The 12,414-nt window shown below is 37.4% G+C and carries 12 protein-coding genes; 7 read left to right on the top strand and 5 right to left on the bottom strand.

Annotated elements, in window-relative coordinates:
- Positions 1-146: 146 nt before the first annotated feature.
- A complete protein-coding gene (locus H6F47_RS11790) occupies positions 147-623 on the bottom strand; it encodes a hypothetical protein (protein WP_190649276.1) in 477 nt (158 codons plus the stop codon).
- A 21-nt stretch (positions 624-644) separates the two neighbouring features.
- The gene (locus H6F47_RS11795; RefSeq protein ID WP_190649278.1) at positions 645-971 is read right to left on the bottom strand and encodes a cupin domain-containing protein; all 327 of its coding nucleotides are present in this window, start codon (positions 969-971) and stop codon (positions 645-647) included.
- 163 nt (positions 972-1,134) lie between these two features.
- Between H6F47_RS11795 and ispG the strand changes: the two genes are divergently transcribed.
- The 7 genes from ispG to H6F47_RS11830 all read left to right on the top strand — a co-directional run bounded on the left by ispG (position 1,135) and on the right by H6F47_RS11830 (position 8,822).
- Positions 1,135-2,361 (top strand): (E)-4-hydroxy-3-methylbut-2-enyl-diphosphate synthase, encoded by a 1,227-nt coding sequence (gene ispG / locus H6F47_RS11800; protein WP_096570327.1) that lies wholly within the window; start codon positions 1,135-1,137, stop codon positions 2,359-2,361.
- A gap of 221 nt (positions 2,362-2,582) precedes the next feature.
- Positions 2,583-3,866 (top strand): carboxyl-terminal processing protease CtpC, encoded by a 1,284-nt coding sequence (gene ctpC, locus H6F47_RS11805; RefSeq protein WP_190346567.1) that lies wholly within the window; start codon positions 2,583-2,585, stop codon positions 3,864-3,866.
- Between the two features lie 536 nt (positions 3,867-4,402).
- Positions 4,403-6,118, top strand: coding sequence for a protein kinase (locus H6F47_RS11810; protein WP_347239081.1), 1,716 nt, complete (start codon positions 4,403-4,405; stop codon positions 6,116-6,118).
- Complete coding sequence (locus H6F47_RS11815) at positions 6,115-6,858, top strand: hypothetical protein (protein ID WP_190649280.1); 744 nt, start codon at positions 6,115-6,117, stop codon at positions 6,856-6,858. The genes H6F47_RS11810 and H6F47_RS11815 overlap by 4 nt, the downstream gene beginning before the upstream one ends.
- A gap of 114 nt (positions 6,859-6,972) precedes the next feature.
- Positions 6,973-7,524: a restriction endonuclease gene (locus H6F47_RS11820; protein ID WP_190649282.1), complete on the top strand. Its 552-nt coding sequence runs from the start codon at positions 6,973-6,975 to the stop codon at positions 7,522-7,524.
- The gene (locus H6F47_RS11825; protein ID WP_190649284.1) at positions 7,521-8,072 is read left to right on the top strand and encodes a hypothetical protein; all 552 of its coding nucleotides are present in this window, start codon (positions 7,521-7,523) and stop codon (positions 8,070-8,072) included. Before H6F47_RS11820 ends, H6F47_RS11825 begins: the two co-directional genes overlap by 4 nt.
- A gap of 144 nt (positions 8,073-8,216) precedes the next feature.
- Positions 8,217-8,822, top strand: a complete 606-nt coding sequence (locus H6F47_RS11830) for a hypothetical protein (protein WP_137665993.1) — start codon at positions 8,217-8,219, stop codon at positions 8,820-8,822.
- 327 nt (positions 8,823-9,149) lie between these two features.
- On the opposite strand, the gene H6F47_RS11835 is transcribed toward H6F47_RS11830, so the two are convergent.
- The 3 genes from H6F47_RS11835 to H6F47_RS11845 all read right to left on the bottom strand — a co-directional run bounded on the left by H6F47_RS11835 (position 9,150) and on the right by H6F47_RS11845 (position 12,185).
- Positions 9,150-10,736: an NAD(P)H-quinone oxidoreductase subunit 4 gene (locus H6F47_RS11835; RefSeq protein WP_137665994.1), complete on the bottom strand. Its 1,587-nt coding sequence runs from the start codon at positions 10,734-10,736 to the stop codon at positions 9,150-9,152.
- A gap of 250 nt (positions 10,737-10,986) precedes the next feature.
- Positions 10,987-11,820: a DNA-formamidopyrimidine glycosylase gene (locus tag H6F47_RS11840; RefSeq protein ID WP_137665995.1), complete on the bottom strand. Its 834-nt coding sequence runs from the start codon at positions 11,818-11,820 to the stop codon at positions 10,987-10,989.
- Positions 11,821-11,966: 146 nt separating this feature from the next.
- Entirely contained in the window at positions 11,967-12,185 is a 219-nt protein-coding gene (locus tag H6F47_RS11845) for a photosystem I reaction center subunit IV (protein ID WP_096570310.1), read from the bottom strand.
- Positions 12,186-12,414: the final 229 nt, after the last annotated feature.

Here is a 12,414-nt window from a genome sequence, read left to right on the forward strand (position 1 = left end):
TAGTGTTAATAAGATGGTAATGTTGTCTGAATCAGGATATCCAGGATTTCAGGATTTACAGGATGGTCAGCAAAAATCAATCAAGTTTTTCCTAAAATTCTGTAAATTTTTAATTTTGACAGCAATTACGAATTACGAATTACGAATTACGAATTATTCTGTCTTTTATCAACAACCAAAACTAAACAAAGTGCAGCAACCGCTTTTTCCCATTCCTGACGAACTTTGACATCTTCCACACCATCAAATAAACTAACTAAACGAGGAACAGCTTCTTCTAAAGCTGCTGGTGGAACTGGATGATGTAACTCAACGAGGTGATTTAAACTTTCTTGATGATGGAGAAAATTAATTACCCATTTTGTTGTATGATCTGGACTATCAGGAACACGCTTAACCCCTAATTCGTTTTTTAACCAATGATAGAAAAGCGGTAAATTTTCAGCTAAAACTTGTCCTGCTGTGGGTAAAGTTTCACGCAGTAATTGAATATCTAAACTGTCTAATTCTTGTTTTAGTGCTTCTGATTTCAGTACCTCATCTAAAGGTGTAGAAAGTATTGCTTCTATTTCTGATTGAGAAAAATCTAAATGCTGAGTAAAGGTAGAAATTGCTGTTGACATTTTCCAAACCTCCCAAAATGATTAATTAAGATCTGCTGACCTTTCAGAAAGTGTGAGCAGAAATGATAAATTAGATTCAGCCTGTAACGCATGAGGGGCATTAGCAGGCATAAAAATAAAAACTCCGGGTTCGAGTAGAATTTCTTCTCCTGATAAAGTTAATAAACCTCTACCTTCCAAAACATTGACAGTAGCATTGCGTGTAGAGGTATGTTCAGAAATTTCCGTATTAGCTGCTAGACAAAAGAGAGTATATTGACAAACTGTATCTTTTGCCAGCACCTTGCTTAAAACTCCCTCACGGGGATATTCAATGTGTTCCTGTAATCGAGTGACAGTAGGATTCATATCAATAGCGTTGAACCTATCAATACCATTTAATAAATGCTAACAAAATGAAGTTGGAAATTTTCCACTTAACCACCCAAAAGAGCCTCAACTATGGCAATCTGAGAAACATAACCCCTTGCAATCTGATATTTTAGCTACAGAAAATCTACCTGTTGAGGCTATGCAAACCCTACCACCCCTTGAAACTAACAACATTACATCCAGTCAACCCGTCTTTGACACCACCATCAAACGCCGCAAAACTCGTCCTGTCAAGGTAGGAGATGTCACCATTGGCGGAGGCTACCCTGTGGTGGTACAGTCAATGATTAACGAAGATACCCTCGATATTGATGGTTCTGTAGCAGCTATTCGTCGTCTTCATGAAATTGGCTGCGAAATTGTCCGCGTTACAGTTCCTAGTATGGCTCATGCCAAAGCCTTAGCAGAAATTAAACAGAAATTAAAGCAAACTTACCGTGATGTTCCCATTGTTGCCGACGTGCATCACAATGGCATGAAAATTGCCCTGGAAGTAGCTAAACATATCGAAAAAGTACGTATCAATCCAGGGTTGTATGTATTTGAAAAACCCAACACCAACCGCACCGAATACACAAAAGCCGAATTTGACGAAATTGGCGAGAAAATCCGTGAAACCTTAGAACCCTTGGTAGTTTCCCTAAGAGATCAAGGTAAAGCTTTGCGGATAGGAGTGAATCATGGTTCGTTAGCAGAAAGAATGCTATTTACCTACGGTGACACTCCCGAAGGAATGGTAGAATCTGCCTTAGAATTTATCCGCATTTGTGAATCTTTGGATTTTCGCAACATCGTTATTTCCATGAAAGCTTCACGAGTTCCCGTCATGGTAGCAGCCTATAGGTTAATGGCCAAACGCATGGATGATTTAGGCATGGATTATCCTTTACATCTGGGAGTAACCGAAGCCGGAGATGGGGAATATGGCAGAATTAAATCTACTGCGGGAATAGCTACATTATTAGCCGATGGTATTGGTGATACAATTCGCGCATCTTTGACAGAAGCACCAGAAAAAGAAATTCCCGTTTGTTACAGCATTCTGCAAGCTTTAGGTTTGCGGAAAACAATGGTTGAGTATGTCGCTTGTCCTTCTTGCGGAAGAACTTTATTTAACTTAGAAGAAGTGTTACACAAAGTCCGGGAAGCAACCAAACACCTAACAGGTTTAGATATTGCCGTCATGGGTTGTATTGTCAACGGACCAGGAGAAATGGCCGATGCTGACTATGGTTATGTAGGTAAAAATCCTGGTTTTATTTCTTTATACCGTGGCAGAGAAGAAATCAAAAAAGTTCCAGAAGATCAAGGTGTAGAGGAATTGATCAATTTAATTAAAGCTGATGGACGTTGGGTAGATCCTTAATTTGGGGAATGGGGAGTCGGGAGTCGTAGGGGCGAAGCATTCGGAAAATAACCTTTTCATAAAATTGAGAATTGGTAGCCCGAATGCTTCGCCCGTAGAGGAGTCGGGAGAGAAATATTTTTCCCCTATCACCCATCACCCATCACCAATCACCAATCACCAAATCCTGTGTTAGATTGGGCATACTGACAATAGATTTTCCCTCTGACATAGATGTCATTATGGTGATTACAAAAAGTAGACTTGTTTTAGGTGCTACAGCAGTGACGCTTTCTACAATTGCTGTTACTAGTCTTGGTATTAATTCCCGTGGTCAGGCTTTGTTTAAAGCAAGTCCCAAGGAATTGGTAGACGAAGTTTGGCAAATTGTTTACCGTCAATATGTAGACGGGACTTTTAATCAAGTAGATTGGCAAGCTGTTCGTAAAGAATATTTAAGCAAGTCCTACAGTAATCAGCAGGAAGCTTATACATCCATCCGGGAGATGCTGAAAAAGCTAGAAGACCCTTATACCCGGTTTATGGATCCAGAGGAATTTAAGAGTATGCAGGTTGATACCTCTGGAGAATTAACAGGTATTGGTATCACTATCAGTCAGGATGAAAAAACAAAGGAATTAGTTGTAATTTCCCCTATTGAAGATACACCAGCTTTTAAAGTAGGAATTTTAGCTAAAGATGTCATCTTAGAAATTGATGGCAAAAGCACTAAAGGCATGGATACTAACCAAGCTGTATCTTTAATTCGCGGTGAAGCGGGAACTCAGGTCAGACTGAAAATTCTCCGAAATGGTCAGCAAAAAATATTTGACATCACCAGGGCGCGAATCGAAATTCATCCGGTTAAGTTTGCTGAAAAACCAAGTCCAGCAGGTAATATTGGCTACATTCGACTGAATCAATTCAGTGCTAATGCTGGCAAAGAAATGAGAGATGCCATTAATAAGTTAGAAGCTAAAAACGTCACTGGTTACGTTTTGGATCTGCGTGGTAATCCTGGTGGTTTATTATTTTCCAGTATAGAAATCTCCCGGATGTGGTTAGATAAAGGTACGATTGTTTCCACTATTGATCGTCAAGGTGAGCAAGAACGGGAAATAGCCAGAGGACGTGCTTTAACTAATAAACCTTTAGTAGTTTTGGTGGATAAGGGTTCTGCTAGTGCTAGTGAAATCCTGTCCGGTGCTTTGCAGGATAATAAACGGGCGACGATAGTGGGTACACAAACTTTTGGTAAGGGTTTGGTACAATCTGTGCGTCCGTTGGAAGATGGTTCTGGTTTAGCGGTGACTATTGCTAAATATCATACTCCTAGCGGTAAAGATATTAACAAGCACGGTATTGACCCTGATATCAAAGTAGATTTAACTGATGCCCAAAGACAAGAGTTGTGGTTAAACGAACGTGATAAACTGGCTACTTTAGAAGATCCCCAATTTGCTAAAGCTTTGGAAATTTTAGGTAAACAAGCTGCTCAAAATACTACAACAACTAATAAGAATTAAATTGTCAGGAGTCAGGAGTCAGTAGGGGTTTAGCAGTGCTAAACCCCTACAGGAGTCAGGGGGAAAAGTGGGCAGTTTTTGATGGTTGTAACGTCTATTCCTGGGATTTTCTTCCCCTTTTTATCCCTGAATCCCTTGATTCAGTTTTGTATTTATATGCTTAATGGCACGCTGCGCGTTAGCGAAGCTTTAGCTTTAGCGATACTGCATCCCCTACTTATTTTGTTATTTATATCCCACATTCCGCAGATAAAATCCAATTCTGAATAATTATCACGAAAGATTCAGGGTTGTACAAACTTTACTCCAAAAATATTCTCAATAAATGAGATAAATTCCTAATAAACATTTTATAGTTCCTTTGAACTAAAATCCTGAAAACCCTTACCAAACAATGTTTTTGGAGATAATTATTTTTTTATTCTCCGCTTATGCGGAATGTGAGTTATATAGTAAAACCAGTTGCCAAAAATACGACAACTATGTTAATCTACTTAGAGTATATTTAAACATATTATGATTACTTTATATTCTTAATTCCTGCAAATGCAAATAATCCTATTTGCCGTAACTGTGGGTCACAAATACTACTGCAAAATCGCTATCGGGTACTTAAACAACTAGGTCAAGGTGGTTTTGGTAACACTTTTGAAATTGACGACGGTGGAAAAACCAAAGTTTTAAAAGTGCTGACTGAGAATAACCCTAAAGCGGTGGAACTGTTTCAACAAGAAGCTAAGGTTTTGAGTCAGTTAAATAGTGCAGGTATTCCCAAAGTCCAAGCAGATGGTTATTTTACGGTTTTACCTAAAAATAGTTCTGTACCATTGCACTGTTTAGTAATGGAGAAAATTGAAGGGGTAAATTTAGAGCAATGGATGGAAATTCGCAATTATCAACCTATTACTGAAACTCAAGCTATCCATTGGTTGAAACAAATTGTAGAAATTCTGGCTTTAGTACACGCTCAAAAATATTTTCATCGTGATATTAAACCTCAGAATATCATGCTGCGACCTAGTGGGCAACTGGTTTTAATTGATTTTGGTGCAGTGCGACAAATCACCACCACAATTTTAGCGGGAAACTCCCATACTAGAATTATTTCCCAAGGTTATTCACCACCAGAACAACAAAACGGTTATTCTGTACAACAGTCTGATTTTTTTGCTTTGGGACGGACTTTTATATTTTTGATCACAGGTAAAGAACCCCAGGATAAAGCTATTTATGATCCTCTGACTAATGAGTTACATTGGCGAAAATATGCAGTTAATATTTCTCCTCTTTTAGCAGATTTAATTGATAATTTAATTGCTCCTACTGCAAATCAGCGTCCTGAAAATACGAGAGTTATTTTACAGAGATTAAAGAAAATTGAAAAGGCTTTAAATCAACCGCAAATTTTTGTAAATACCACGAATATTCAATCTAAAAATAGTTCTTTACCCACTATTTCTGTTAGTCCAGGTAAATCAGTACAAACGACTGGTAAACCAAGTCAGAAAAATCGCAAAAAGTGGAAATGGTTGATTGGTTTAGGTGTAGGATATTTTGCTATTGCTGCATTGAATCAACCTAATAATAAAAACATAGTTGAAACTGAAGAAAAAATACCCGTTATTAGTCCTAGTATTTCTAATTCATCACCAGTTATCCAAATTAATGAATCTACACCAAAGGCTAAACCCCAAATTCAACCAAGTTCGGTAAATGTAGTTTCATCTGAAGATGTGGAAGTTGAAAAAGCGAGAAGGGAAGAAATAGAAAAACAAAAACGTCAAGCTGTTTTAAAAGCTGAACAGGAGAGACAAGCAGCTATAGAAAAACAACGTCAATTACAAGCAGCAGCTAAAGCTGAAGAAGAGAGAAAAGCGGCTATTAGAAAAGAAAAATCCGCTAAATTAGCACAGAAAAAACAAGAAGCTGAGAAACGAAAAAGAGAACTTGAGTCCGCTATTTTGGCACAACATAAAAAACAAGTTGCACTGCGAGAAAAACAACGACGACAAGCAGAAATACAAGCTGAAAACACTAAAAAATCTTTGCGAATAAAACCACAAAAAACTATTGTGGAAGTTCCAAAGAAACCACAATTAGTACCTAAACCACAAAAAGCGAGGAAAAAACAAGAAAATACACCACGTTCAAATGATTATGTAATTAATGCCACTAAACCTTGGGAAAATACACATCCCATTCCTAAAGCTTCCGATGAATTAGAACAGGTAATCAAAGAGGGAAATCAATGATGAAATTCACAGTTAAAGGTTTAATTGCTTTATTTGTAACTAGCTCGGCTTTGTTTTTAACGCCAATGAAAAGTGATGCTCAGGTTAATATGAAATCACTGGCTGAGGTGGCTAAAAGTTGTCAGAAAGATGTTCCTTCTAAAGAATACTATCAACAAATGCTGTTGAATATTGATAAGTGGGATAACAGTGATTTAGAAGAGTGCATCAAATCTCGATATCATTACTCCTTGATTTTGGATAAATTTCCTGAACTCGCTTCAACAGGAGAAATACTACCAGGATATCCTGGTTCTGTAGCTGTTGGAAAACTAGCAAGCACCTTCAGTTATTCTAGTTACGAGTGGCAGTTGTTAGACTGTATTATTGCTAACAATATCTCTGCTAAGGAATGCGGCGAGATCAAAAACAAGATTTCCCAAGGCGAAAAATATAGGTCTTCTTGGGGTTTAATATCATACTACCTACCATACGTTTGCCCTTCTTGTGTTGTAGCTCATGACGAAGTATCAGGTTTACAAGATGTAATTTTAAAATCTTTTATCGAATGGTTTCTTAAACTTGATAAACCACAAAGAAGAGAAGTGATTTCTCTTTTAGGGGATGAAAACGAATCTCAAAAATTGAGGAACTCACTATCTTATGAATCTCAAAAAGCAGTAGAAGAATATCGGGAAACACGCGCAAGAGTTCAGCAGCAAGAACAGGAGCGACGTAAACAAGAATTACTTGGCAATTAGGTTTTTGTAATTTAGTAGGTTGGGTTGACGCAAGGAAACCCAACAATAATCAATAACACCGTAACGTAGAATTAATGATAATAGGTTACAACATACGACACATCAGATAGAATCATGACCTCAGATGCAGAATATAAAGCAAGAATTACCAGCTATAACTGGGATGATTTAATTAAATTATGGTCAGAAATTAAAGCAAAAAAGACCTCAAACTTTTGGGATGCAGGTAAAGCATTAGAATATCTGGTATTACGTGCATTTCAACTTGATGGTGCAGAAGTAGCTTGGCCTTACATCGTCAAAATTCAAGATAAAATAGTAGAACAAATTGACGGAGTAATCTATACAGATAGCCTAGCCTGTTTGATAGAATGTAAAGATACAAGTGACGAGGTTAATATTGAACCTATAGCTAAACTAAGAAATCAATTGCTACGAAGACCAGCATCAGCTATTGGTAGTGTGTTTAGTCGCAGTGGATTTACAGAAGCAACAGTAACATTAACTGGGTTTATTTCTCCGCAAACTATTCTACTATGGGGAGGAGAAGAAATTGAATATTCACTCACAAATAAATGTATATGTAAATTCCTAGTCAAAAAATATCGTGTTTGTGTTCAAAAATGTATACCTAATTACGACATTACAACGGAGATTTTCTCATGACACTAGCATACATCCTGACAGAAAGTGATAAAGATATAGAAATTTTACAGAAATTGCTACCAAAAAATTTAATTCAAGATATTAAATTTATAGCAGGTGCAAGTTCTTACAGAGCGCGTTCTTTAGCTAGTTCACTACTTGCGACTCAAAAAATACCTGTTTTTCTTATTATAGATGCAGATACAAATAACCCATCTCAAGTATTTGAAAAGAAAGATTTAATTAATTATATGTTAAGTCAAGCATCTTCTGGTATTCCTTTTCAAATCTCCCTTGCTATTCCTGAAATAGAAATTATATTTCTCCAAAATAAACCATTAATTGAAAAAATCGCCCAACGTGAATTTAATGATTTAGAATGGCAACTTGCCCAAAGTAAACCCAAGGAATTTTTAGAGACAGTATTAGGAGCAGAAAAGCCAATTAACGAGATAATATTTAGCAACATAAATGATGAAGAAATTAAAATATTACAACAACATCCATTAATTCAAGAAATAATCACTTTCTTGTCATCACTTACTAAATCTTCCGTAGCAATAAATTAATTATTCTCATGTATGATGGTAATAAACATCCTGTAAATCCTCAAATCCTGGATATTATCTCGACTTACTTCGACTGCGCCCTTCGACACCGCTCAGGACAGGCTCAGTACAGGTCGCTCGATAACCACCTGATTCAGAGAAATTATGACTCGTAGAAAAATATTATCAGAAAATCAATCCTACACATTCCAATCTTACTTTGAAATGAGCTATGAAGCTGATGAAATATTAGCAGAATTAGGTTACTCTTTACTCAGAAGACATATTGATTTACCTAAAAGTAATCATCCTTTAGAAAGATTAGAAGAGTTAAAACAAAGAATTGAAGAATCTTTAACTCTAGTCAGTTTAAGTAGCGAAACAGCGCGACGAGAAACTTTAGTAGCACCTACATTATTAGAAGTTGCTCGTTATTGTCAATGTCAAGTAAGAATCGAATATCCATTATCTGTGAATAATTGGTTAAAAGGTAATTTAGATTATTTCCTAAAACGAAATCCCGGTTTATTAGTAGTTGAGGCAAAAAATGATGATTTAACACGAGGTTTTACTCAGTTAGCTGTAGAATTAATTGCTATTTCTGAAGTTGAAGAAGGTGATATTTTTTATGGATGTGTAACTATTGGGGATGCTTGGCGTTTTGGTAGGTTAGATAAAACAAATCAGCAAATTTTTCAAGATATCTCACTATATCGTATTCCTGATGATTTAGAAGATTTAATGAGAATTTTGTTAGGAATTTTAGAATAGTATGATTACAATATTTTAGTAGTAGGTTGGGTTGACGCAAGGAAACTCAACATTAATTTCAAAAATCAAAATTTCCGCAATAGTAAAGAGTAAACCCCTTGACACCACCTGAAAACCCTGTTATGCTGGTTTTGATGAGGAAGAACTATCTTCTGTGCATAAGCAATTACAAGTATTTTCAAATAAGTAAGGGCGAAGCATTCGGAAAGAAAATCAATGGTTTCAGGGATAACTTATCCCCCGAATGCTGCGCCTCTGCGTCTCTGCGTGAGAAAAAAATAGGGGCAGTTTCCACAACCACCCCCAAAACAACTTGTAACTTAACAACTACTCAGCACTAGCTAAAGTGGGAGCAGAAAAGATTTGAGAATATAAACTTGTAGGTTGTTGACGAGCGATCACAGGCAACACTTGACGGGCATGAGCCGCAACTTCTACAGTTTTTACATCGTATGTTTCTGTTACTAACTTAGGATAGAAACCAATACCGATGATAGGCAGTAACAAACAAGCAGTGATGAACAACTCACGGGGTTTCACATCAGCAACTACAGTATCTAAATGTAACTCTTCACTTTGCTTACCGTAGAACACCTGACGCAACATAGAAAGTAAATAGATAGGTGTTAAAATCACACCCACTGCTGATAAGAAAATAACTACAACCTTGAAACTAGAACTATAAACGTCGCTAGTACCAATACCCAAGAACACCATTAACTCACCCACAAAACCACTCATACCGGGTAAAGCTAAAGAAGCCATTGCACCAGCAGTAAAAAGAGCGAAGGTTCTCGGCATTACCTTAGCAATACCACCCATTTGGTTCATCATTAAAGTATGGGTGCGTTCATAAGTAACACCAGACAAGAAGAATAAACTAGCAGCAATTAAACCATGAGAAACCATCTGTAACACTGCACCACTAATACCAATTTCGGTATAAGATGCAATGCCTATTAACACAAAACCCATGTGGGCAATAGAAGAGTAAGCTAAACGGCGTTTGAGGTTAGTTTGGGCAAAAGCACAACAAGCACCGTAAACAATATTGACTACACCTAAAATTGCTAAAACTGGAGCAAAAACAGCGTGGGCATCACCTAACATTTCCATGTTAAAGCGAATTAGGGCATAACCACCCATTTTTAATAACACACCAGCTAAAATCATAGAACCAGGTGCAGACGCTTCACCGTGGGCATCAGGCAACCAGGTATGAAAGGGGAAAATAGGTAATTTTACACCGTAAGCAATTAAGAAACCTGCATAGAGAGCTAATTCTAACAGTTGGGGATATTCTTTAAGTCCCAATTCTGTCATGTTAAAGGTGAAGTTATCACCGTAAAACGCCATTGTTAAACCAGCTACGAGAATAAATATAGATGCGGCTGCTGTGTAGAGAATAAATTTAGTAGCTGCGTAACGGCGGTTTTTGCCTCCCCAAATAGAAATCAATAAATAAACAGGTACTAATTCGATTTCCCACATTAAGAAGAATAATAACAAGTCTTGGGCGAGGAATACACCTAATTGGGCGCTGTACATTACCAGCATTAACGCATAAAATAAACGCGGCTTATTGGTTACTTTCCAAGCCGCGAATATAGCTAATGTGTTAATTAAACCTGTGAGTAATACTAAGGGCATTGATAAACCATCAATCGCTAATGCCCAATTTAAACCAATTTGAGGTATCCAACTATAGGTTTCTGTGAGTTGTAAAGCTGAACTTTGGAAGTCGTAACCTTGCCAAACCGCATAAATCATTAATGCTAAATCTGCAAAAGCTACTCCTAAACCATACCAGCGAATGGTTTTACCGTCTTTGTCGGGAATGAGGGGAATGGCTAAGGATGCCACTAACGGCAAAAAAATTATGGCTGATAGCCAAGGAATTTGTATCGGATTCATCACTGTTGACAATCAATTTTGCATTTTTCTTTTAATTAGATTATATTAAGAAATCGTTACTTTTGTAAACACATTTCTTAACATAATTTCAATCTAGGTAATAAATAGTAATAAATATTTACCAAAACTGCCTAGTCGCTATTCTAATCATAAATTTTTGTAACGTCAACAAAAAAGCGGCTAAATTGGCCGCCATTTTCAGATATAATTTTTCTCCTCATAAAATTTTAACAGCGATATAGACTCAGCACTAACTTTGACACTGAGAACAAAAATGACTAGAACGCCCACCTAGTTTAATACGCTGGATGATATTACTACAAACTTTACAAGGCTCTCCAGCACGGTTATAAACCCACGCTTCACCGCCATAATTGCCGTTAACGCCTTTAACATTGAGGAAATTACTAAAAGTTGTCCCACCTGCGGCAATACTGGCGGATAAAACATCAATTATCGCTGTTCTTAAAGGTTCTATTTGTTTTTTCTGCAATTCTGTACAGATGGTGGTAGGTAAGATGCCACTTTTAAACAAAGCCTCATCAGCATAAATGTTACCTAATCCTGCTACTATTGACTGGTCTAATAAGGCTGTTTTAATCGGACGACGGACTTTTTGCAGTTTATTTGCTAAATACTCAACTGTAAACTCTGGGGAAAATGGGTCTACTGCTAGTTTGGCCAAACCTGTAATAATACTTTCTACAGGTACATTCCCAGGAACATACCACATTTGCCCGAAGGTGCGCTGATCTACAAAGCGTAATTCTTGCTGATCTCCAAAAAATAATCTTACTCTTGTATGTTTGTGTAAGGGTTCATTTCGATTTAACCATAATAATTGCCCTGTCATTCGCAGATGAACGCCTAACCAGGAAAAAGGGGAGAGTTCAGCTAAAAGATATTTACCGCGACGATGCCAAGATGTAATGGCACTGGTTTTAATTTTTTCTATAAATTCTTCAACAAAAAAAGGGTGGGCGATGGTGCGTGGTAGCAACACATCGCCCCCCGTAATTTCTTGATTTAGGGTTAATTGATTTAAACCCCGTCGTACTGTTTCAACTTCAGGCAATTCAGGCATTTTCAGAGTAATGATTGCTGGGTGTTTAGTTTAGAGTCATACCTCAACCGTAGATTAAGGGCATGGAACCAGCATATTTAGTTTACTGCTTTTCCATGTTTTTATACTCAATTCTCAGCACTCAGGACTCATGACTGTTGTATTGCTTACTTTTTAGCAGCAGGTTTAGCTTTGGGTGCTTCCACTTCTACTAATTCATCTAAAGCAAAGTTGTTGGTGTTAACACCAGCGTAATTAACACTGGGGAAACGTACAATTACAGGGTACTTAATTCCGCTTTGATCTACAGTAGCAACAGTACCTACTTCTTGAAACCAGTAGGACTCAGGGCGGAGAATACGTACTTTAGAACCACGTTGAACCATGATTATCTTCCCTTTGAATGTTCAATTGAGAATAAATTAGGGCTATTTGATTTCACTCTACAACTAGAAGGTCTTTACTAGCGTATTTGTTAAGTTATTTGTCATAAGTTAGGGAACTGGTGACTGGGGACTGGTGACTGGTGACTGGTGACTGGTGACTGGTGACTGGTGACTGGTGACTGGTGACTGGTGACTGGTGACTGGTGACTGGTGACTGGTGACTGGTGAC

The sequence above is a fragment of the Sphaerospermopsis sp. FACHB-1094 genome, from assembly GCF_014696195.1.
Taxonomy (GTDB): domain Bacteria; phylum Cyanobacteriota; class Cyanobacteriia; order Cyanobacteriales; family Nostocaceae; genus Sphaerospermopsis; species Sphaerospermopsis kisseleviana.

Coding starts and splice junctions, on each gene's coding strand:
- H6F47_RS11790 (WP_190649276.1), bottom strand. CDS start 623: ATGTCAACAGCAATTTCTACCTTTACTCAGCATTTAGATTTTTCTCAA.
- H6F47_RS11845 (WP_096570310.1), bottom strand. CDS start 12,185: ATGGTTCAACGTGGTTCTAAAGTACGTATTCTCCGCCCTGAGTCCTAC.
- H6F47_RS11795 (WP_190649278.1), bottom strand. CDS start 971: ATGAATCCTACTGTCACTCGATTACAGGAACACATTGAATATCCCCGT.
- H6F47_RS11835 (WP_137665994.1), bottom strand. CDS start 10,736: ATGAATCCGATACAAATTCCTTGGCTATCAGCCATAATTTTTTTGCCG.
- H6F47_RS11820 (WP_190649282.1), top strand. CDS start 6,973: ATGACCTCAGATGCAGAATATAAAGCAAGAATTACCAGCTATAACTGG.
- H6F47_RS11830 (WP_137665993.1), top strand. CDS start 8,217: ATGACTCGTAGAAAAATATTATCAGAAAATCAATCCTACACATTCCAA.
- H6F47_RS11840 (WP_137665995.1), bottom strand. CDS start 11,820: ATGCCTGAATTGCCTGAAGTTGAAACAGTACGACGGGGTTTAAATCAA.
- H6F47_RS11815 (WP_190649280.1), top strand. CDS start 6,115: ATGATGAAATTCACAGTTAAAGGTTTAATTGCTTTATTTGTAACTAGC.
- ctpC (WP_190346567.1), top strand. CDS start 2,583: ATGGTGATTACAAAAAGTAGACTTGTTTTAGGTGCTACAGCAGTGACG.
- ispG (WP_096570327.1), top strand. CDS start 1,135: ATGCAAACCCTACCACCCCTTGAAACTAACAACATTACATCCAGTCAA.
- H6F47_RS11825 (WP_190649284.1), top strand. CDS start 7,521: ATGACACTAGCATACATCCTGACAGAAAGTGATAAAGATATAGAAATT.